The organism is Deltaproteobacteria bacterium (assembly GCA_022340465.1).
Lineage (GTDB): Bacteria > Desulfobacterota > Desulfobacteria > Desulfobacterales > B30-G6 > JAJDNW01.
Map to the genome: position 1 here is coordinate 1 of JAJDNW010000128.1, position 21,557 is coordinate 21,557.

General features: G+C 51.2%; 18 protein-coding genes, 1 tRNA gene and 1 pseudogene. 11 read left to right on the forward strand and 9 right to left on the reverse strand.

Annotated features, from left to right (window positions below):
* The 3 genes from LJE94_17075 to LJE94_17085 form a co-directional block, all read right to left on the reverse strand.
* On the reverse strand, positions 1-180 hold a 180-nt coding region (locus LJE94_17075; protein ID MCG6911816.1), incomplete at its 3' end, for a hypothetical protein.
* Positions 181-371: 191 nt separating this feature from the next.
* Positions 372-1,157: an aspartate/glutamate racemase family protein gene (locus LJE94_17080; protein ID MCG6911817.1), complete on the reverse strand. Its 786-nt coding sequence runs from the start codon at positions 1,155-1,157 to the stop codon at positions 372-374.
* Positions 1,158-1,165: 8 nt separating this feature from the next.
* Entirely contained in the window at positions 1,166-2,614 is a 1,449-nt protein-coding gene (locus LJE94_17085; protein ID MCG6911818.1) for a trimethylamine methyltransferase family protein, read from the reverse strand.
* 326 nt (positions 2,615-2,940) lie between these two features.
* On the opposite strand from LJE94_17085, the gene LJE94_17090 reads away from it, so the two are divergent.
* Positions 2,941-4,389, forward strand: a complete 1,449-nt coding sequence (locus LJE94_17090) for a trimethylamine methyltransferase family protein (GenBank protein MCG6911819.1) — start codon at positions 2,941-2,943, stop codon at positions 4,387-4,389.
* Positions 4,390-4,521: 132 nt separating this feature from the next.
* Here the strand turns inward: LJE94_17090 and LJE94_17095 are convergent, their stop codons facing one another.
* Positions 4,522-5,979, reverse strand: a complete 1,458-nt coding sequence (locus LJE94_17095; protein MCG6911820.1) for a trimethylamine methyltransferase family protein — start codon at positions 5,977-5,979, stop codon at positions 4,522-4,524.
* 251 nt (positions 5,980-6,230) lie between these two features.
* On the opposite strand from LJE94_17095, the gene LJE94_17100 reads away from it, so the two are divergent.
* The 9 genes and pseudogenes from LJE94_17100 (at position 6,231) to LJE94_17140 (ending at position 14,852) form a co-directional block, all read left to right on the forward strand.
* Positions 6,231-6,305 (forward strand) — tRNA-Gly (locus tag LJE94_17100).
* 515 nt (positions 6,306-6,820) lie between these two features.
* Positions 6,821-7,975 (forward strand): nitronate monooxygenase, encoded by a 1,155-nt coding sequence (locus tag LJE94_17105; protein ID MCG6911821.1) that lies wholly within the window; start codon positions 6,821-6,823, stop codon positions 7,973-7,975.
* Between the two features lie 95 nt (positions 7,976-8,070).
* Positions 8,071-8,520, forward strand: a complete 450-nt coding sequence (locus LJE94_17110; protein MCG6911822.1) for a hypothetical protein — start codon at positions 8,071-8,073, stop codon at positions 8,518-8,520.
* Between the two features lie 229 nt (positions 8,521-8,749).
* Positions 8,750-9,241: a hypothetical protein gene (locus LJE94_17115; GenBank protein MCG6911823.1), complete on the forward strand. Its 492-nt coding sequence runs from the start codon at positions 8,750-8,752 to the stop codon at positions 9,239-9,241.
* A gap of 998 nt (positions 9,242-10,239) precedes the next feature.
* Positions 10,240-10,662: pseudogene (locus LJE94_17120) on the forward strand (4Fe-4S dicluster domain-containing protein).
* Between the two features lie 104 nt (positions 10,663-10,766).
* The gene (locus LJE94_17125; protein ID MCG6911824.1) at positions 10,767-12,866 is read left to right on the forward strand and encodes an aldehyde:ferredoxin oxidoreductase; all 2,100 of its coding nucleotides are present in this window, start codon (positions 10,767-10,769) and stop codon (positions 12,864-12,866) included.
* A 467-nt stretch (positions 12,867-13,333) separates the two neighbouring features.
* Positions 13,334-13,846, forward strand: a complete 513-nt coding sequence (locus tag LJE94_17130) for a nitroreductase family protein (protein ID MCG6911825.1) — start codon at positions 13,334-13,336, stop codon at positions 13,844-13,846.
* A 62-nt stretch (positions 13,847-13,908) separates the two neighbouring features.
* Entirely contained in the window at positions 13,909-14,733 is an 825-nt protein-coding gene (locus LJE94_17135; protein ID MCG6911826.1) for an SDR family oxidoreductase, read from the forward strand.
* Between the two features lie 65 nt (positions 14,734-14,798).
* Positions 14,799-14,852, forward strand: a complete 54-nt coding sequence (locus tag LJE94_17140) for a hypothetical protein (GenBank protein MCG6911827.1) — start codon at positions 14,799-14,801, stop codon at positions 14,850-14,852.
* 148 nt (positions 14,853-15,000) lie between these two features.
* Here the strand turns inward: LJE94_17140 and LJE94_17145 are convergent, their stop codons facing one another.
* From LJE94_17145 to LJE94_17155, 3 genes are all read right to left on the reverse strand, one after another.
* Positions 15,001-15,159 (reverse strand): hypothetical protein, encoded by a 159-nt coding sequence (locus LJE94_17145; GenBank protein MCG6911828.1) that lies wholly within the window; start codon positions 15,157-15,159, stop codon positions 15,001-15,003.
* Complete coding sequence (locus LJE94_17150; GenBank protein ID MCG6911829.1) at positions 15,149-15,613, reverse strand: hypothetical protein; 465 nt, start codon at positions 15,611-15,613, stop codon at positions 15,149-15,151. The genes LJE94_17145 and LJE94_17150 overlap by 11 nt, the downstream gene beginning before the upstream one ends.
* 299 nt (positions 15,614-15,912) lie before the next feature.
* Positions 15,913-16,311, reverse strand: coding sequence for a hypothetical protein (locus LJE94_17155; protein MCG6911830.1), 399 nt, complete (start codon positions 16,309-16,311; stop codon positions 15,913-15,915).
* 404 nt (positions 16,312-16,715) lie between these two features.
* Here LJE94_17155 and LJE94_17160 point away from each other — a divergent pair, with 404 nt between their 5' ends.
* The gene (locus LJE94_17160; protein MCG6911831.1) at positions 16,716-17,807 is read left to right on the forward strand and encodes a uroporphyrinogen decarboxylase family protein; all 1,092 of its coding nucleotides are present in this window, start codon (positions 16,716-16,718) and stop codon (positions 17,805-17,807) included.
* 47 nt (positions 17,808-17,854) lie between these two features.
* Here LJE94_17160 and mprF read toward each other — a convergent pair whose 3' ends face one another.
* Together mprF and LJE94_17170 are read right to left on the reverse strand one after the other, a co-directional pair.
* Complete coding sequence (mprF, locus tag LJE94_17165; GenBank protein MCG6911832.1) at positions 17,855-20,419, reverse strand: bifunctional lysylphosphatidylglycerol flippase/synthetase MprF; 2,565 nt, start codon at positions 20,417-20,419, stop codon at positions 17,855-17,857.
* A 190-nt stretch (positions 20,420-20,609) separates the two neighbouring features.
* Complete coding sequence (locus LJE94_17170; GenBank protein ID MCG6911833.1) at positions 20,610-21,521, reverse strand: nitrilase; 912 nt, start codon at positions 21,519-21,521, stop codon at positions 20,610-20,612.
* Between the last annotated feature and the right edge of the window lie 36 nt (positions 21,522-21,557).

Sequence of the window (21,557 nt, forward strand, 5' to 3'; positions counted from 1 at the left end):
GGAGATGGGGCCGTGCTGGAAAACCTCGTGCAGGCAGATGAGCTGGGGGGTCGATATCTTGTAATTTTCCAGAATCATCTTGGAGTGCTTCGACATCTCCTGAAGAATCTGCCGGAGGCGCATGAGGATCTGCATGCTGACCTGCTCTGCGTCGATCTGTTTTTCATTTTTACGGCTCATCCGTCCTCGCAACTGAGAAACACCTGAACTGAATATTTTACTGACGTATTGAAATCCTAAACAATATCGAATGACCGAAATTCAAAAGATCCAAACAACACCCTCCCAGAGTGAAACCAGTGTCGGGCCCTACGGGTCCACGAATCTACGTATCATTTACCATGTCGTTCATGCAACTGAGGGGGGACACGCTAGACGTGCCCATAGTAATCACGGTGCACGGTGACGCCGAAGGCGAAATCCATAAGGGTCCCCCAGCTGAACAGGGGGATGCCTATTTCGTGCTGCAGGGCCCTGGCAAACGGGGGGAACCCCGTACACTCCAGTACCATTGCGCCCATGTCGGGATGGGCTTCGAAAAAAGCGGTTCCTGCGGCGACGAAGTCCCTCTCCGCCTTTTCATAGACGGCGCCCGGCGGGGATGTGCGGTTGTTCTGGCTCCAGAGGTGCTCGAATTCGGGGCAGTCATAGTCGTCTTCGGCACCTGCGATCACGTAATTGCTGCCGATTTCTATGTCGACGGCCAGCAGGTGGTCGTCGTAGATGTACTCCCTTTCCGCCACCAGAATGCCGACAACTTTGTCCGGTCCGACGATTTGCTGGGCCCAGGGGACCTGCAACAGGCTGGACATGAAAACGGGCACATCCACGTGGGCGGCGATTTCCTTCTGGAAATAGGCAAAATAACCGCATTCTGCGGCAATGGCGCGGCAACCCATGCGCTCGAGTTTGCGCGCGGCCTGTTGAATCGGCGCCAGGCAGGGTGACTTGTCTTGATCCACCACCAGCGCCTTGATGTCGACGCCCTCGGCGACTTCGAACTGAATGGGAAAGGGATAGGCGCTGGCGTTTCTCACGTCGCCGGGAAATCCGGGGTAGACGTCATCAAGAATGATGATACCCAGTCCCATGCCGTAGCATCTGTGCTCCTTGCGGGCTTTGATACGTTTAATGCTCATATCACGGTTTGCAAACATGTTTCCCCCTATTTTTCATTTTTTTCTGCGCTCATTAGAATGGTTTCGATATGGTCGAGCACGTCACCGGGCAGGCTGACTTCCACCGGCCTGGAAAGAATGTCGGCCAGTTTTTCCCTGATGCGGTCCCGCATGCTCTCAGCGCCGGATTCCTGCCATGTCGGCCACGCATCCCGGTCCAGAAGGCCGGGCTGGAAGATCTCTGCCCGGCAACGTCTGGCGGTTTCCGGTTCGGCAATGAAGGTGCCGCCCGGACCGACGGTGTCGATGCTGTCGAGCATCAGGGTTTCATCATTCACCTCGATGCCTTTGGAGAGCCGTTTGGCCATCGCGATCACCTCGTCCGTCATGACCAGCATTTCCAGGGAGCCGATGTCGGCGCAGTCGAGAAAACCGGTGTCGTGCACCATGTCTGCACCGCTCATCTGGGCAAGCACCACCTGCAGGGTGCCTTCGATGGCAGCCTGCAGGTCCAGCTCCTTGGCGTCGGATGCACCGGCGGTCCCCATGAAGGGCAGGCCAAGATAGTGCATGATTTCCGACATGGCGGCGGAATAGATGCTCATTTCCGGGCCGCCGTAAGCCACGCGTGCGGTCCTCAGGTCAATGGGCGCGGGAACCGCCCCCAGGCAGACCGGCGCTCCGGGTTTTTTCAGCTGAAATATGGCCAGCCCGCTCAACATGCAGGCCAGGTTGGATACCAGCAGCCCGGCACCGGTAACGGGCGCGCTCATGCCGGCCAGGGCACCGCCGAGATAGATGACGGGGATCTCCTTTTCGACGGCCCAAAGGCAGTTGGCCAGGTCTTCATCGGTGTGCATCAGGGGCGCCTGCCAGGTGGAAAAGAAGCCGAAATTGGGTTTTTTCCGGAGAGCGTTTTCACTCCCGGCCACGGCTGCAGCCATGCGGTAGATGGCTTGAAGGTGCTGTTTCCTGAAGGCCCAGCCCAGCACCGGCTTGCCGGTGTGGGTGATCATCTGTGCGAACTCGTGTACCGGCGCCAGGGAAGGCGTAACATCGTCCACCAGGCCGAGCGACATGACGTAATCGATGTTTTCAAGATGGTTGCAGGCCAGGGCCGTGAGGGCCGGGTCGCCCTTGCGGGTTTTGCGCCTTTCACCGGTGTGGGGATCGATGAAATAGGTGCAGGTCGGCCCGGGTCCGAATCTGACATGGCCGGGACCGACGGTCATGTCCCATGCGGCCTTTTTGCCGAAAATGGTGAAAGACGGCGGCGTTGCGGCAACCGCGTCCTCAATGATATGGGCCGGGATGCGCACCCTCGGGCCATCGACCCGCGCTCCGGCCGCCTGCAGGCGGCCGGCAGCCTCGGTATTGTGAACCTCGACGCCCGTGCGCTGCAGGCAGGTCAGGGTCGCCTGATAGATTTTGCGGATCCGGCTCGTGGATAAAAAACGGAGGGCGGGATAGTGCTCTGCAGCGTCATTTGTCACCATGATGTTTTATCCCTGGAAGTTAAGTCTGAAATCGGTCAGAGCAATGTTGCAACTTGGGAACGGTTTTAACGCAACAACATCCAAATGTTTGGGCTTTCATTTTTTGCAAAGTGGGTTATAGTGCCTTTAGCTTACACCTAAACTGAGCGTTTCAAATTTTAGAAATAGGTTACACCATCAACCCATATTTGAAAAGCAGTTTGGGTATAGCTCATTTTTTGGTTAAGGAATACTTTTTTATGCGCGGTTGCCTGTAATAATCCAACTACGGGGTTTATTGAACCTCAACGTTGCAATTTTGAGGTGAAATCGAAAGGAAGTGAACGATGGAAACGATGAACGTCGGGTTCCAACCCGAATTGAGAGTCCTGTCTGAACATGACAAGGAAAAAATATTCAACGCCGCTTTGCGCGTGCTGGAAGCGGGCGGCATGCGGCTGTTGCACGCGGAAGCCCTGCGCCTCTTGGAAGATGCCGGTTGCAGGGTGGAGGAGGGGGGGAACGTTTTCATGCCGCGGGAACTGGTTGAAGCGGCCCTTGCCAGCGCACCGAACAACATTCGTATCTTCGATCGTGAGGGGAAGCACGCCATGGATCTCGGGGGGCGGCGGGCGTATTTCGGCACCGGATCCGACCTGATGTGGTCGTTCGACGCCGGGAAGAACGAGCGTCACCGCGCCAGCCTGGCCGACGTCGCCAGGGCGGCCAAATTGTGCGACGCCCTGCCGAACATCGATTTCATCATGTCGTTTGCCCACCCGCACGAAACCCACCCCGACGCGGCCTACCTGGAGAGCTTCCGCTGCATGGCGGCCAACTCCACCAAACCCATCGTCAACACCGCCAAGGACCGCGGCGACTTGTCCAGGATGTGGGAAATCGGCACCATTTTCCGGGGGAGCGAGGCCCGGCACACCGCGGAACCCTACACCATTCACTACGCCGAACCCATCAGCCCCCTCAAACACCCGCATGCGAGCGTCGACCGGCTCATGTTCTGTGCGGAGAAGGGCATGCCGGTGATCTATTCCCCGGCCCCCATCGCCGGTTCGACCGCGCCCATGACCATTGCGGGCCATGTGGTCCAGGGGCTGGCCGAATCCCTGTTCGGGCTGGTCATTCACCAGCTGAGCCGCAAGGGTGCACCGTTTCTCATGGGCATAGGGGCCGCCGTCCTGGACATGAGCACCAGCCAGTGCAGCTACAATGCGCCGGAGTACCTGATGGCCTATCTGACCGCGGTCGAAATGAGCCATTTTCTCAACGTTCCCAACTGGGGATATGCCGGTACCAGCGACTCCCAGATACCGGACGGACAGGCGACCTTCGAGGCCGGACTGCTGACGTACATGTCCGTGGTGGCGGGGTCCAACCTCAACCATGACATCGGTTACCTGGATTTCGGCCTGACCGGATCTCTGGAAATGATCGTCATCATGGACGAGATCATCGACCAGTACCGCAGGATGCAGCAGGGGGTTCCCGTGAACGAGGAAACCCTGGCCGTGGAGGTGATCGCCGAAGGGGGCCGCAAGGGCGAGTTCCTGTCGCACCCGCACACCCTGGCACACCTGCGCGAAACCCAGTGGCGTCCCGGACTGATGAATCGTCTGGGATTCGAGCAGTGGGATCGGGCAGGACGCAGGGACCTGCTGGCCAGGGCCGGGCAACGGGTCTCCGAGCTCATGGCAAGCCATGCGCCCGTCCCCGTCGAAGAGCGCAAGGAAAAGCTCGTGCAGGCTTGTGTGCAGGCATTCGAGCAGGGGTTGCTCTAGAACCACCGAGCAGGGGAAACTCGATGGTTAGCGAGTTTCGTGGGTCGCTTGAGCTCATCGGGCTATCGAGTAGCTCAACAAACCCAATAAAATCAATTAACAAAATGAAAGCATGGTTGCCCTATGGGAGCCTCACCGGATCGTTAGCGTCTTTTCCCCCTTCTTTTTGATCACGGCAAGCGCCTCCAGCACGGACCCCGGCAGGCCGGGCACCCGGTGATTTTCGATGATGTCGACAAGTTTCTCCTGGACGACGGCCATGGTGTCCCTGGAACCCGCCTGGATCCAGGTTTCGCGATCACCCCGCGCCATCAGCCCCGGCGTCCAGAATTCGTCCTTGAAGTGTTTCAAGGTGTGCGTGTCGGCCAGAAAATGCCCGCCGGGCCCGACATTTTCGATCACTTCCCGGGCGATGGTTTCCCGGTTGATCTCTATGCCGCGGACAAACCGTTTGGCCATGCCGATATTCTCGTTGCCCAGCACGAGTTGGGCCGGGGAGCAGACCATGCCGTCGTCCATGTAGCCGACGTCGTGAATCAGGTTGAGGCTGCCCAGACCCTGGGCCAGTATCGAGAAGGCGGATTCGGCGCCGGCCTGGGCATCCAGGGTTTTTGCCCCGGTGGCTCCGGCCAAGCCCCATGTGGGCAGGCCGAACGACAGGGCGACCTCCGCATAAGCTGCCAGCGCCAGGCTCATTTCGGGGCAGGCAATGGAAAGCAGCCCGGAGGACATGTCGAAGACGCTGAAGTTGCACCCCATGCTGCAGGGACAGCCCGGGTTGCGCAGCTGGGCCAGCACCAGGCACATGAGGGATTCGGCGACGCCCTGAACGATCCCGCCGGCGATGGTTACCGGGGCCGTAGCCCCGAACTGGATCGAGGGTCCCTGCATCTGGGGCATGTTCAGGTCGGAACAGATGAACAGCCGGTCGATGACGTCCGCCGGTTGGACCAGGGGAGAGATGGGCTCGGGGTAAAATATGAGAAACGGTCTGCTCTGGAGGTTATCGAGGCCGCCGGCCACCTCCGCCGCCATTTCATAGACCAGTTCGACGCCTCCGGGCGTATAGCCGATAAAGACGATGGGTTTGGTGGTGTTGGTGACCACCGCTTCGAATTCATGCAGATCGGCGACCGTGGGCGGAACGTCCTGGACCGATCCCATGGGCATGACCCAGTCGATGTGTTCCATGGCATCGGCCACCCTGGCGCCGTTGGCGATGTCGGCCACATAGGTGGGGTGGATCTCGCCGGTGAGGGCATCCATGGAGTTGGGACTTGCCGTGGCGGTTCCGTAATAACTCTTGCGGCCTTCCACCTCCATGGCCCGCCGGCCGTCCCGGCTGTAGATGTTGTAGCCTTTGGGAGCAGTGGCCAGGCAAGCCTCTACCACGTGTTCGGGAACCCCGACACGCTCGTTTTTAACCCGGCATCCCGCTGCCTTGAGCATTTTCCGGGCCCCGGCGTGCAGCACGTTGAACCCTACGTTGGACATAACGTCGAAACTTGCACGCCTGATTTCATCCACCTGGTCATCGGTGAGCACCTGCAGGGAAACCGTTCTCTTTTCAACCGCGCTTGACTGAAGCATTGTCCCTCCTGTACAGCGGGAACAACCAATTCACGTATAAATCTGAACGCATGTTCCCGTGCCGTTTTCTGCCTGCCAAAGGTTTCGTGAACTGTTTCTAAGTGGAAAATTCATAGGAAACTTGACGCAATTACATTTCTTCCGCAATTGCGTTCAGAAGTCAAGAAAGGATCAAAATAAAATCATGCCGTGATTTTGTATTTTATGTTGACAAGGGCGAAATTTATCGGTATCTATCTCACTTCTATTGAGCGGGAATAACTCAGTGGTAGAGTGCGACCTTGCCAAGGTCGAAGTCGCGGGTTCAAATCCCGTTTCCCGCTCCATTTTAAAACTGTAAATTCAGTTAGTTAGTGAAATCTTTGAGCTCCAGAATGTTGTTTAGATTCTGAGAGCTCTTTGATTTTTGCGGCCACCACCTTAGCCCTTGACGCTTTCTCCTAATAGTATCTTTCAAATGCTTTTGAGGAATGTCCTGTAGCATCTTTGACCACAATGGACCAGGCCGCTGTGCAGCTTAAAGGAAATGTTAAAGAGCTTGCTTTGTTTAGCGGCGTATATTGTCAAGGTATCTTAACATGGCCGCTTTGGCTGTCGTGAAAATTAAAAAAAATGTTTATCCTATCCTGATGCTGGTGTAATGACATATATAGACTGAACCGAGATAGCGAGCACAGTCCCTGCAGCTTGCTGCAGGGTAAGCGAGCGAATCATAATTGATAGAATTCCTTACGGTGAAGATTCCCCTTAAGCTTGCTGCGGGGAGTGTTCAATCACTCCTGAAGCATATTAGAAAATTACGATGCAACGCCGTTCGAAATGTTAAAAGATAGGAAGAAATATGGCTAAACGCATTTTCAGAACAAAATTGTGTGACCTGTTGGACATTGAATATCCCATTCTGAGTGCCGGCATGGGACCTAGCCTCATCGGTGAAAAAACCGGTGCACCAGTGGAACTTGTGGTGGCCGTATCAGAAGCCGGCGGTCTGGGAGTGCTTGGAGCGGCTGGTTTTACAGTAGAAGAAATGCAGGAACATATCCGGGAGATTAAAAAGCAGACAGACAAACCTTTTGGGGTTGATCTGCTGCTTCCCCGGGCGATCGTAGAGGCAGGGGATCAGCCCTTTAAGAAAGGCGTCACCTTTGCATTGGCCGACATAATCAAAACCCTGCCTCAGAAGCATTTTGATCTTATCTTAAAGGTGCAGCAGGAGATGCTTTTGCCGGAGATTACGTCAAGGACTCCGTCAGGCAGCACCGTCACCCGACCTCATGCCGCAGTCAGGATTTGCATAGAAGAAAAGGTACCTTTGTTCTGCTCGGGATTGGGGAATCCTGGTTTTATGGTGCCCGACGCCCACGCTGCCGGTATAAAGGTGCTGGGCATTTCGGGAAATACGAAGAATGCGCGACGCATAGCCCAATCAGGCGCGGACTTGGTGGTTGCTCAAGGGCATGAGGGCGGCGGTCACACCGGACGCATTGGTTCTATGGCTTTGTGGCCTCAGGCAGCAGATGCTGTGGCTCCGACGCCTCTGCTTGCAGCGGGCGGCATCGGCGACGGACGCGGCCTGGCGGCTGCTTTGGCGTGCGGCTGTGTGGGTGTCTGGGTCGGCACGCGTTTTCTGGCCTCTGAAGAGGGGGGTGCCTTGCCGATTCAGAAAGAGACTATTGTCGAGGCGACTGATGAAGACACCCGTCGGTCTTACCTGTACACAGGAAAAACGTCGCGCGCTATCTACAATCGATTGCATGATCTCTGGGAGAATTCGGGACTTGAGCCTCTGCCGTTTCCGCAGCAGGTCCTGTTTGCTTCCGCTCTCGCGGAGATGTTCAACAACGCAGAAAAAAAGGAGTTCATGGGCCCTTTTTCAGGGCAGGTTTCCGGGTTGATTAAAGAGATAAAACCTGCCGCGGTCATTCTTGAGGAGATGGTGGAAGAGGCCGCGGACATTTTGGCACGCAAACTGCCGGCGGACGTCATGATTGGCTGATTTGAGCCTGATGGCCAATTGAGAAAAAGAGACGTTTATTTGATGCCTTAGAGTTGTAAAATTCCAAAAAAGCGGCAGTGTCAGCCTTTGGTGGATTGACTCACTATGTAAAATTTCTTTATGAAGCGCAGGAAAAAGGGATGTTATGGGCCGAAATCTACCGCCCTGGGGCCGAATTTATGATGTATGGAAGCGATAAAGAGAAAAATATACTCGACGCCACCATCCAGGCAGGTAAGGAAATCGTGGAGGCTCATAGGGTTTCTCCGGAAACATTGGCACGTATACAACAACCGTTGACGAATAATGTTTCTGAACTTATATTAATTGCGAACTGCTGGTGGAAGACCTGCATCACCGAAGGGGTAACCTCAAAAAAATTTGTGGACGAAGAGATGATTCCCAGGCGCGATTCAATCGAAACTTTTTTGCTCCTGATGACAACGGGATTTGATCCTGAGGCTGCAGGCGATATAAAAGCAACCTTGCAGTTTGAATTTACAGGCGGTGTGGAAGGCTCATGCTACGTTATCATCGCAGATTGAACGGTCAAAGCAAAGGAAGGGAAATCAGAAAAACCGGACCTAAAAAAATATGGTAAAATAAACTATATTGTGTAATGACACATCACAAAAAGTTTAAGATTTTTGGCATCTATCTGTACCTTTGTGGGTGCCAATCTTGACAAAATTTTTCGAATTATATATGCGTCCTTTGCCATCTTCAACTCACATTTGACTCTTAAACAGATAAAATTACAAAAGGGGGAAACTGATGAAAAAAATATTGATAGCCATAGTCATTTGCCTTGTAGCAACCAGTGCCTTTGCTGAAGGCAGCAAACCATTTCAAGCTAGTCTGGTTCCGGATGTTGCTATCCATTCGCGAGATACCCGCATCAACGGATTCACACTGAATATCTGGGGTGAAAATCCACAGAGCGCATTCGCATTAGGGTTCGTTAACGGTTCCACCGGTGACAGCAAGGGGTTTTCCTGGGGTTTGGTCAACTATGCCCAAAACTATGCCGGTGTCGAGTGGGCCTGGGTCAATTGGGCATCCGAAAGCTTTACCGGTTGGCAATCTGGTATTTTCAACTATGCCGGCAAGTTGACAGGCCTCCAGTTAGGCTGGGTCAACTACGCCAAAAGCGCACAGTCAGGTGTTCAAATCGGTCTTGTCAACATCATTAATGAAAACCAGTGGTTCAAAGGCCTCCCGCAGGAACTGGCCAAGGGTATGGTCTTCGTCAACTGGCGATTCTAATAGCATGTAAAGATCTTTAAGATTAGGTGGTTGGCTTGGTACAAGCTATCTCGAAGCTGATGGAGAAGATTTCTTCAACACGTTTGTGTCAACCGCACCGGATGGCAAAGTTGCAGGGTGGGGGACCTAATTCTCATCCCCCACTCAGCACCTATTTGCGAATTAGAAGAACGTTTTATTCTGTCATTCAAAGAGTAATTTATAAAAAGCCGCACTTTGATGCCTCATGCCAGTTTCATGATGTTTTCAGGTTTTTTAGAGTACCACCACCGACATAAAATTGAGCCCACTTGCATTTTCATGTTATCATAAAGACAGTCGGCCAGACCGATCCTACCTTTTTTGCAAAATTGTAAGATAGATGGTATCAGCAATGGCGAGCCTGGCTATTTCCAGCCAGAAATGTGGAATAATCACAGGTTGTGGAGGCGAGAGTGATAACCTTAGTATCTCTCCATCAATCACCAGTTGGCTGATATTTGGTTTGTAAAATGAAATTGGAGCCTATCACAACCCATCCAAAACACTATACATATCAACATCTTGTGGTTTTAATACTTTTTTGATAATCTGCAAATCATATGATGCGGGCTAAATCTGAACAAAACCGCCCCTCTACTATTCCATTACGTCCGCTTTTATTTCAGTTTTCCAGTTTACAAAGTTTCAATATTCTTGAGTTCAAAGAAAATGAATAATGCAAGAATAACTCATTTTGGGAAAATGGAACTTGAGGCCTCTTTAAATGTGATATTTATTTAAACTGAAAGTGCTGGGCCGGTATGTCAAAATTGGTGTAAATCAAAGTCCATTGAATGGAGATGAAAATGGCTTCTGATCTTACCCGGAGAAAATTCCTTAAATGCTCTGGGCTGGTGATCTTCTCACTGGGACCCGGTTATTATGTTATGGCCGGTACCATTGGAGGGACAAAAATTCCACCTTCCCAGGGTTACCTGATTGTGGATGCCCAAAAGTGCCAGGGATGCCTAAGCTGTATGCTGGCCTGCTCCCTTGTCCATGAAGGTCGGGAGAATCTGTCCCTGTCCCGGATTCAGGTGTGCCAGAACCCCTTCGCAAAGTTCCCACATGACCTTGGCATTTTTCAATGCCGGCAATGCACGGACCCTGCGTGCGCAGAGGCGTGTCCCGAGGGTGCCCTGAAAGCCGATGCCGGTAAGGGAGGGGTCCGCCGGGTAGACAAGGATAAATGCGTCGGCTGCGGTGCATGTGTGGAAGCCTGTTCCTATCTCCCTAAACGGTTGATGGTCCAGCCCGATGCAGAATCCGTTTATGGGGCAGTAAGTCGCAAGTGCGATCTCTGCGCCCAAGCTCCTTTCCACTGGGATGAATCCGGAGGTGGTCCGGAGGGTAAGCAGGCCTGTGTCGAAGTTTGCCCGGTGGGTGCTATTTCGTTTACCCGGGATATCCCCGTGCAAACAGGTGATACTGGATACCAGGTAAACCTGCGGGGCGATGCCTGGCTCAGCCTGGGATATGGGGACATCAAGACAGGAGAATGAGAATGGACGGGTATGCAGGAAAAATTTTAAGCATTGATTTAAGCAGCCGTAACATCACCGCACTCCCCACGATCAAGTACGAAGGCTGGGTGGGAGGCCACGGGATGGGATCGGCCCTGTATTTTGACCGGGTGAAGGACAAAACCATCGATGGCTTTCACCCGGATAATCTGCTCACGCTCATGACCTCTCCCCTGAGCGGCACCCTGGTTCCGTCCGGCGCCGCGCGTACTGAGGTCCAGGGTATCGGTGTCCAGTCCTGGCCCATCGGCTGGTTTACCCGGAGCAATTTCGGGGGTCGGTTCGCAGCCATGCTCAAGTACGCCGGGTGGGACGGAATCGTGATCCAGGGAAAAGCCGACAGCCAGGTCTGGATCGACATCCGGGATCAAGTCGTGAAAATCCAGGAATGTGAACCTCTCAAGCTATGGGGCACCACAACTTGGGAATGCCAGCAAATCATATGGGACGTGGTGGCCGGAAAAGGAGCCTATAAAGACTGGTACCGTATCAATAATAAGGCGGGCGCCCCAGACGGGTATGCTACCACCCAGCGGCCGGCGGTCTTGGCGGTAGGACCGGCCGGGGAGAATCTGGGGCGCATGGCCTGCCTCCTGCACGATGCCGGGAATGCCGCCGGGCAGGGAGGGTTTGGCGCTGTGTTCGGCGCAAAGGGGCTCAAGGCCGTGAGCGTCCTGGGTACGGGGAGTATCCGGGTTCACGACCCAAAGGCATTGCTGGCATCCCGTATCTGGCTTAAAAAATACTACAGTTTCGACCTGATGAACTTGAAAGGCAGGCGATTTACCTTTGGGTTCCAGAGCCCACCTTCTCCCATGACCCTGTACAGCGGGGGGCGACCCAAAGAAGCCCATCGGCCACAGGCTTGCGTGGGTTGCACAGCCGGTTGCCGGGGCCGGTACAGCGACGGTATCGGTAACGAGGCGATCTGCTTCAACTCCTTGTTTTACGTGGTTGGCAAGGACTTGATTACCCAGCGAAAAGCTGCCGACCTCATCAACCAATACGGCCTGAATGCCGCAGAAATGTTTTTCGGTGAGATGTACTTGAAATCCCTGCACAGGGAGGGGGTGCTGGGGCCCGGAAGAGCTATTGACTGCCCCCTGGATTTTGACCGTTACGGGGACCTGGCCTATGCCGAGCAATTGGTAAAAGCCATATCCTATCGCAACGACGGAAATGGCAAGCCCCATCCTTTCGGCGACGTTTTGGCCGAAGGGTTTGTTCGGGCAGCCGAGGCCTGGGGCCGGCTTTCGGGAGATAAATCGGATCTGAAAACCGGCAGGTTGCCGTTTCCGAACTGGGGCCTGCCTCGACACAAACTGGAACGGTCACAATTGGACTGGGCTTACGGCACGGTCCTTGGAGACCGCGACATCAATGAGCACTGCTTTGACATGCTACGGGCCTTTCCCACCGCGTACAAGCGCAGAAATATCCCGCTGCCGCCGGCCCGGGATGTGGTCAAGATCATCACAGACAAGATGGCCCCTTACCAGGGGGATCTAAAGATGCTCGATTTCTCCACCGAAAATATGTACTCGGACCACATTATAAAGCTGGTAACCTGGCACCGGTATTATACCCGTTTCTGGAAACAGTCGGCCCTGCTTTGCGATTTCAGATGGCCGGATTTCCTCAACTTGTACAGCCCGGATGGGTCTGGGGCTACCGGTTTGGCCGAACCAAGATTTTTCAATAATGTGACCGGCAAGAACCTTTCATATCTGGACGGTACCCTTTTGGGGAAGCGAATCTGGAATCTGGATCAGGCGATATGGACCCTTCAGGGCCGCCACAGGGACATGGTAACGTTTGCCGATTATCTTTATACTCAGCCCGGAACCACCTTTGACGGCTCGCCGGAATATATGCCGGGCATCCGTGATGGGAAATGGGATTATGTGAAAACAAGCGGCCGCCATTTCGACAGGGACAAGTTTGAAGACTTTAAAACCCGGTTTTATCGACACCAGGGATGGAATCCGGCCACGGGTTGGCCCACCCGGCTAACCCTGGAATCCATGGGACTCGAAGCGGTTGCTGATGAACTGGAAAAACAGGGAAGACTGGGTGCCTAACACCGCAGGTCGAAATCGTGAGTTCAGGCGCTGTAATCAAATCAAAGCTAAGTATCAGTTGGGCATCAAGATATTGTGGTCGTTTATTTGGAGCCTAAATCCAAGATAACGATTGTATATCACTTTCAAAATATTCATCAATAAATCTGATATTGCTCCAATCAACCGGTTAGGGCCACCTGTAGTACCATCTGGGTATTTAGTACCCGGCTTCGCTGATATGCATATCTATGTCTGAATTTGCACGTTGAAATATGTAAATGATAATTCGTCTACATCTGAAAGTACAATTTTAGATAGTTGGAAAAGATGGTTCAGTATCGATTGAGCAGCGAAATCAAAACACGGTTAATGGCAAACTCTCTATTTAAAAAGGCAAGGCTACAGAAAAAAGAGGCGGATGGCCTATTAAGAGAGCCTAGTCGAAATTTTAAGGTGTGCCTCTAAATAGAAAGGAATTTTCTGCAATGAACGTTCAAGAAGCGATTCAAAAACGACTTAGCATCCGACGCTATTCTGAAGCTTCGATTCCCGCTGATCATCTGAATGTCCTCTTTAAAGCTCTGCAATTCGCTGCCTCGAGTAACAATTGCCAGAACTGGGAATTTGTCTTGGTCAAAGATCCGGTGGTTAAACAAAGGCTTGTACCAGCATGTGGTAACCAGGGATTTGTCAAGGACTGTGCTTATTTTATTGCCGGCGTGGCTGATCCCAAACTTAAATGGCACATGGTCGATATCACCATCGCGCTAACTCAGTTCGCTCTGCAGGCTGTTGAACTGGGATATGGGACGTGTTGGATCGGCGCCTTCGATGAAGCCGGTATCAAACAAATCTTAAATATACCGACGGATAAAAAAGTGGTGATCTGCATGACACTGGGCCTACCAACCGATAAGCATGTTCCCAGGGGTAGAAAGACCCTTGAAGAAATTATTTACTTGAATCAGTTCGGCGCTCGTTTCGAATCGGGTGATTAATCCATTCATACCGTTCTTGATTAATTATTTTAAGTATAGCGGTTTTTAGAGGTTGATGAAATATGAAAGATTTTAGAAATAAAATCGTATACATTGTCGGAGGATCGAGCGGGATTGGGTTGTCGGCCGCCAGACTTTTGTTCGAATACGGTGCCCATATAACTATTTTTTCACGCGATAAACATAAGCTTGCCAGGGCAATAAAAGAAATTTCAGCACAACGCAACTTATCCGAACAGACCGTTGCCTGGATGCAGATGGATATTGCAGATAGATCTATGGTTGAACAGGTTCTGGAAACCTCTGTAAGACGGTATGGTATTCCCGATATCCTCATCAACTGTGCAGGCAGGGCTTACCCTCACTACTTTGAGGATATCAGTTACGAGCAGTTTGACGAAACCATGAAAATCAACTTTTATGGCATATGGCATACGACAAAGAAATTGGCGCCATTAATGAAAGAGAAGGGCGGCTACATCATCAATGTTTCTTCGATAGCAGGTTTTCTGGGTGTCTTCGGTTTAACCGACTACAGTGCATCCAAATTTGCTATTATGGGCTTTTCAGAGGCTCTGAGAAGCGAGCTAAAGCCATTTAACATTATGGTGTCGGTACTCTGTCCGCCAGATACGAACACACCTGCCTTTGATGTTGAGAACAAGACCAAACCGGAAGAAACGAAGGCTATTTCGGGAAATGCAGGTCTGATGCAACCAGAAGATGTTGCCAAAGCCCTGGTCAAGGGCATACAGAAAAAGCAGCCCATCATTATCCCTGGTTTCGAGGGCCGAATGACCTGTCTTGCAAAACGATTGGTTCCCTCACTTGTGGAACGGCTTATGGACAGGACTATCCGACGAGTTCAGGAGAATAGTCAACTCTAATTTATAAAGCCAAATCAGTTCACATATCAATTGATAATATTTTTTAAGTCTTTGATGTCGAACCGGTGGCTGCTGCCTCGTTGTCTCAGGTGCACCGGGCTGTGCTTCGGCAAGCTTGAAAAAGGCGATCTGGGATTTAAATTGCAACTCAACAGACTCGAACAACTCATAAATTCATTGGAGAATGCTTCCAATCGTTTAACAACAGCGATCATCACTGCTGCGATCATTCTTTTAATTTATTAATGATGTCCTGCAAATGTTCGTCTACGATTTCGACCAAGGTTTGGACTGGCAGGGATAATCATACAGGAATTCATCGATGCCGCTGGCAATGACAGCGCGAATGCCTTCAGCCACTTTGAAAGCGTCCTCTTTGTCGCTGACTTTCCAGAAAAGAATGTGACAGACGTATCTATAAGTCACTGAGATAGTTTTCGATGTCTTCAAATAAAATTTTTTCTTCTGAAAGTACCAATTGCATATATTTTTGACGGGTGGAGGCACTTGCGGTGTTTGAATCAGGCAAGGCTTGGTTTGGATCACCGGTTTCTGTGTAATCTGTTTTTATTTCTTCCCTGCCCATTACCTGAAACGAGCTTAAGCGTACGTATCGGTCCTTAAGGAGGGTCAGCATGTCTTCCGAATCAGTTAACGCATACGCCAGCATCAATGTTTTAATGGCGATTTTGATTGTATCCTTCGTGAAAGGCAGCGCGTCAACGTCTTTTATCTTCGCAGGATGTTCAACCAGTATTGATCCATACTCATCCACCACTTTACGGGACCAGATGGCGACGGCCGCTTGTTCTTCATCACTCAGGTCGGCCAGAGCCGTTGGCCCTTTTTTTCTGAATTTCTCTACATATTCTTTTATCATGCTATTTCAGCGACGAGGTTATTGTATTCATCCTCAGTGAACAACCTGGTGGTTTCTGCGCGAATAGGACCTGCCGATATAATAGTCATGGCCAACTTTAAGGATAGAAGGGCACAGGTGAATACCACCGATGGCGTCATGAAGATATTTTTTCAGTTTATAGTGCAGTTCGGGTAGATTTCGTCCCAGACTGTCGGGGTATGTAATTAGTTGAGCACCATTTTTTATTGGCATGATCAGAACTCCAATAGATGTCCGAAGGGCTACCAATGATAGGACTTTTTATAGTTCAAATTGGGTTAATTAAACTCGATAAAAGGATTGGAATAGAGATATTGACCACTTTCATCCTTTTCATGTTTTGCAACATTGGAAAGCATACCATAGGCATCGATTCCATTTTTGACAGCAGAAGGCAATGAGTAACTGGTAGATCTTGGAAATCGGCCTTCAGAGGATTGCAGCCAGGTCGTAATGGGTTCTTCGGGCACGGTAGCGATTTTAATAATATCCTCTATATACACGTATTTCATATTGGCGAAACAGGATTCGGAACTCTTCATTTCCAAAATATATCCTGCAAATTTTGAAATAGCGTCCTCAGGATTATTAACATCTACAACGCAAGTAAAATATCCATGTCTATTATCTAAATCATTATTCTGCTCATCGAATGAAAAATGTCCTATATGTAACACGTTTCCTCCTTTCGTGGTTCTGTCTTCCAAAGTAAAATTTTTTCTAATTAACACCCCCATACATCACGATAATATAGTGCATGTCATCTATACTTAAATAGGGTCGTCCCGGTATTTTACCTGCTTGTTGCAAGTATACAGGCAATTTTAGCCGGTGGTTAATCGAAACCAGCGATATGGGAAAAACCCGGCGGATAGGCTGATTAGCAGCTAAAACAACTTACCGAAATATTCAAAATGGTCCTGATAATCTGTGCATATTTCCTGTATTCTCATTGGAAAATCCTCCCGTTGTTGAATATTGTATAAACAGGTTATCACATTGGTTTGACAGATACGGTCACACCGATGTAAATTTTCTAGAATTAATTTTATTCTATTGAAAGGTAACGTGAGGAATCAACATGCTGACCGGAAAACAAAAAATCGAAGCGGCTTTTTCGGAGGAAGGATCTAAAGAATTTGCAGCTGTAGACTGCTGGGAATATGTCTTCGTCCGGGATCATTGGGATCAACTGACAGCCGCCCCGTGGTACGATCAATATTCACCCGACATAGAACGTCAAGCATCCTGGCGTCGGGATGTACTTTCTCACACAGAACAGGACTTGCTGCATGTTGGCTCCTTTTACTCTCGTGAAGAACGAGCGAATCTGAAGATTGAAGATAACCCCGAAGGTGTATTCCTTATCGATAAAACAAACGGCAAACGTAATAAACTAGAACCACCAGCCGTTGGTGGATGGTCTCGACGTGGTCAATTGGAATCGGTTAAAACCGGCCACTTGCCGACAACGGAGGAAGAACTGGATGCCGCAATTTTGCCGTTATTTTCAATCAGGACCAATAAAACTAATCCGGATGACAATGTGGACCTTGCACATACTTTAATAAAGGAGCATGGTTCAGAACGTTATCCAATAGCGTACACGGATGCCCCTCTTTGGCATATGTATGAATTATGGGGATTTGAGGGCATGATGCTAATGATCGGAGGACAACCGGAATTGGTAAAACGTGCATGTCCTCATTTTGCGGCTCGAACAATATCTTCTTTAAGAGAGGCGGCGTTACTCGGTGCGGCCGGGATCTTGATATGGGAATGCTTTACCGACTTGATTTCTCCCGAAGCCTATGAATCATATAGTGTACCTTATATGCGTCAGGTTGTGGACGAATGTCGCAGGTTGGGACTCAAGAGCATTTATGGTTTTTCAGGCGATCCCGCCGGAAAATTGGATGCGATCCTGTCAATCGGTGCCGATGCCCTGGCGTTTGAAGAAAGTAAAAAAGATTTTGTTGTGGATATCAATGAATTGGCAAAATATATCGAAGGGAGATGTTGCCTGTTCGGCAATCTAGATGCGATCGGTGTTCTTCAAAACGGGAGCGAGGATCAGCTCAAAGATGCGATTGCTAAACAAATCGCTGCTGGGCGGCGAAATAGGGATCGTTTTGTTGTAAGTCTTGGAAGTCCGGTTACACCCGCAACTTAGATGTCAATAAAAAAGCCCTATAAACCGTCTTGTTGGCCGTCTCTGCCTCATCTGAATAGGATTCCTTTGAGTCCTCCGGAGATTAATGAACCGATATCTGTCAGAGAGCGAGGAAAGGTCAGACCACCCGGCGCAGCTATGTATTTGGGTTGCCAGACCGGATCGAATTTATCCTTATACGCGCGTAGCCCCTGAAAGTTGTAAAAGTGATCACCAAATCGGAACACCAGGTTTCCGATGCGGTGCCACAATGGAGCCATTTCATGGGTTTTCATCCCGCTTAAAGGTGCCATACCCAGGTTGAACCAACGGTAGCCTTGGGCGTGACCCCAAAGCAAAAGTTCGATAAACAAATAATCCATGACGCCATAGGGGGCATCAGGCAGATAGCGCATTAGGTCCGCGCTGAGCTCTTCGCTATCAGCAGCCTCCCATATATTTGTAAAGGCCACAATACGGTTTTGGCTGCGAACAACGCCTATAGGGAATCGGCCGATATAAGCGGTATCGAAAAATCCCAAGGAAAATCCCTTTTCGCGGGTATTTTTTTCTTTAAGCCAGGTATCGGAGATTGTTTTCAGTACATCCAACTGGGCCGGCACAGAAGCTTTGGGAATGATTTCAAATGTGCATCCCAGCTTGCTCAATTTGTTGTGAATATATCTGAGTTTCTTATGCTGGCTTCCATCGAGAGAAAAGTCTGATAGGGGAACGCGTGCTTCTTCACCTATTTTTAGAACGCTTAGCCCTATGTCCAGATATAGATGCAGATGGGCATGCCCGACTTCGTAGAAAACAGCCCGATCTGCGTAGCGGTCGGCCTCCCGCCGAAACTGCCAGAGCAGCTCAGGCCATAAGTCAGTGGGGCCCACGGGATCGCCCATTGCCACCCAAGTCTCTCCAGTCGTACCATACATGATGAAAGCCTGTTGATTGTCATCGATCAGGAATTGCTTGTCACCCAACAGAGCGAGATTGGCCGAAGCTACCGGCGATTTTGCAACAATGGCCTCAACCGACCCTGGCAACGGTGTCGCGGTGTTGACCGGTCTGTAATGGGCCGGCTTTATCAGGTGCGCGATCCCGAACAACAAGATCAGAGAAAATGCACCAACCGTAGCTCTCAAAAAGCGTGGGGCATCTCCCCATACGCTGAAATGCCACCATAGGTCATGACTGTAAGCCACGTGGCGGAACGCAAAGAATCCCAACCAGATCGATGAGATTACCACCCCTGCGATGGCTGCCAACCAGGCAGGGGTGAAACTTTCGGAAAGAAGCGCAGTGCGTCGGAAGAAGAACCGTCGGCAGGGAAGTAGCCCTATCAACACAAGGGACAGAACCGATGCCTCTTCGTAATCGAAGCCTTTGAGCAGCGAAACCACGACGCCTAGCGCTAGAAGACTGACGGCCAGCAAATAGGCTGCATCCACTCGCTTTTGAATACCCCTTGCCAGCAGCAGCAGGCCTACACCGAATAAACTTCCCAAAAAATGAGAAATTTCCAGAAAAGGTAGGGGTAAAATTTTATGCAGATATGTCATACGGTGAGGAATGGCGGGCAGGGAGCCGGAGAAAAGAAGAATGGCGCCGGATACGAATACACTGACGCTGAGTAGCGGAATAAACATCGAGTCCACAGCACCGCCGGCCAGGGATTGAATCCGGACCATTAGCTTCCGTTTGCGCATCAGTTCTTCGATGCCCAAGGCAAGCGTCGCCGCCATAAGAGGCAATAGATAATAAATGGCGCGATAGACAACAAGCGCGCCCATCACGCCCGGAGTGGCAGTCCCGGCCGGACTCATTGTGAGAATAACCGATTCGAAGATACCCAGACCACCGGGCACCTGGCTGACCAAACCGGCGAGTTGCGCCAATAGAAAAATTTCCAGAAAATGGCCAAAGCCGACGAATGTTCCTGCGGGCAACAGACAGTAGAGTACGGCACCGGCCATCAGCCAGTCCGCGCACGCGGTTGCCATCTGCGCGGTTGCCAGTCGCCATGATGGTAACGAGAATCGCCATTCCTTAAATGCCAACGTTTTGTTCTTCTGCAACGTTGCGACGAAATATATTCCGGCAGCTGCAAGCAGAACGATGCCGAGGGGACGAACCGTCGTTAAAGACCAATGCAGGCTTTGGGGCAAGGCCAGGGGGTCACTCACAAAAACGACGCCGCTCAAAACAAAAAATCCGAGCCAGAGGCTGGTTGTGCAGAACAGGACCACCTGGGTAATTTCCAGGGCCGAAAGCCCCCAAGTAGAATAGAGGCGATAACGCACCGAAGCGCCTGCAATCATGGAGAAACCTATGTTATTACTGAAGGCATACCCGAGAAAGGAGGTAAGAGCGGTTTTGGCAATTTCGATTGGATGCCCAATATAGCGCAGTGCCAGCAGATCGTAGAAGGTCAGGATTGCATAGCTCAATACGGTTAATGCCAGGGCCAACCCGAATTGAGCATGCGGTATCTGCTCAATGCGGGTCAAAATATCATGCAACCGGTAATCGTGCAGTTGGCGGTAAATGACGATAACCGCCAATATGAATATGCTGAGGCCGAGAAATGGCACCAAACGCTTTAAAGAGGCTGTCTTCATTTGCAGCATGTTTAGTCCATCGTAAAAACCCTGACTCTTGGGGCCAGGTAAGTGTATAGAGGCCTTGCCATCTATAAGACCCAGTGCTATTCGATGATCGAGTTGTCCACACAACTCGAGATCGAGGAGTAACATATGAGCCGATTATTAGAATTAACACAAACCATATTTTCGAAGGCACATGTTGAGGAGGGAAAACTCACTTTTCCGGATTTTTTTCATACAAAATTCTCTCCAATTCGCGGTGGGTGAAGTAGGGGTCGTCGTTGCGCAGGTAGGGCAGCATAATCTTTTTTCGGCGGATCAGATCCCGGGAAATGTCTGCATAAATCACATCGGGATCGAACAGGGCCGCCGTCACGATGGCCTGGCCGAAAGGGTTGATTATTTCACTTCTGCCCCAAAAACGGAACGGGTCGTCATCCACTTCCGGTGCAGTGTCGCCGGGCGCGTCGCCGCCGTCCGAGCGTCGATCCTCGAAGCATTCGCATCCCACCCGGTTGGCGCACAGGTTATAGACGCCGAATACCCGTGAATAGAAACGATTGATGATGTTCCAGCTCTCGATGTTGGAGAACTCGCTGCCCATGGACCCCTGTGAAGAGTTGAACAGGGTGATGAAGATATCCGCCTTCTGGGTGACGCCCAGATAGGGCAGGGACGGGTGCCACAGATCGTTGCAAATGAAAGGAGCGAAGGTCAGGCCCTTGTGCTTGAACACGCGAATATGTTTACCGCCGGAGAAGATCTTGCGTTCCTCGAAGACGCCGTAGTTGGGCAGGTTGAGCTTGCGGTAGCCAAAAATAATTTCGCCGTCCACGGCTACCAGGGCCGAGTTGTAGAAGTTCATGGCCTGGGACTCCTCGATGAATCCGACCACGGCGGCGGTCCCCCGGGTGCTTTTGACCAGGCGCTGGATTTCCGGAGAATCTATGCGCAGGGCGACCTCGTGGAAACGTTCGCGCACGAAATAGCCGGTGAGAGCGAGCTCGGGAAAGACCACCATATCGGCGTCCTGCTCCCTGGCGGCGGCGATCTTATCGATGGTGTCGTCGAGATTGGCTTCAATGTCCAGTAATACTGGGTCGGTCTGATATATACATACTTTCATGGTCGCCCCCCGTCACGCGTTGACTGCGTCATCCCA

Bases quoted from the DNA above. Each gene is read 5' to 3' on its own strand.
- LJE94_17080 (MCG6911817.1), bottom strand. From the start codon at position 1,157: ATGTTTGCAAACCGTGATATGAGCATTAAACGTATCAAAGCCCGCAAG.
- LJE94_17085 (MCG6911818.1), bottom strand. From the start codon at position 2,614: ATGGTGACAAATGACGCTGCAGAGCACTATCCCGCCCTCCGTTTTTTA.
- LJE94_17090 (MCG6911819.1), top strand. From the start codon at position 2,941: ATGGAAACGATGAACGTCGGGTTCCAACCCGAATTGAGAGTCCTGTCT.
- LJE94_17095 (MCG6911820.1), bottom strand. From the start codon at position 5,979: ATGCTTCAGTCAAGCGCGGTTGAAAAGAGAACGGTTTCCCTGCAGGTG.
- LJE94_17105 (MCG6911821.1), top strand. From the start codon at position 6,821: ATGGCTAAACGCATTTTCAGAACAAAATTGTGTGACCTGTTGGACATT.
- LJE94_17115 (MCG6911823.1), top strand. From the start codon at position 8,750: ATGAAAAAAATATTGATAGCCATAGTCATTTGCCTTGTAGCAACCAGT.
- LJE94_17125 (MCG6911824.1), top strand. From the start codon at position 10,767: ATGGACGGGTATGCAGGAAAAATTTTAAGCATTGATTTAAGCAGCCGT.
- LJE94_17130 (MCG6911825.1), top strand. From the start codon at position 13,334: ATGAACGTTCAAGAAGCGATTCAAAAACGACTTAGCATCCGACGCTAT.
- LJE94_17135 (MCG6911826.1), top strand. From the start codon at position 13,909: ATGAAAGATTTTAGAAATAAAATCGTATACATTGTCGGAGGATCGAGC.
- LJE94_17150 (MCG6911829.1), bottom strand. From the start codon at position 15,613: ATGATAAAAGAATATGTAGAGAAATTCAGAAAAAAAGGGCCAACGGCT.
- LJE94_17160 (MCG6911831.1), top strand. From the start codon at position 16,716: ATGCTGACCGGAAAACAAAAAATCGAAGCGGCTTTTTCGGAGGAAGGA.
- mprF (MCG6911832.1), bottom strand. From the start codon at position 20,419: ATGCTGCAAATGAAGACAGCCTCTTTAAAGCGTTTGGTGCCATTTCTC.
- LJE94_17170 (MCG6911833.1), bottom strand. From the start codon at position 21,521: ATGAAAGTATGTATATATCAGACCGACCCAGTATTACTGGACATTGAA.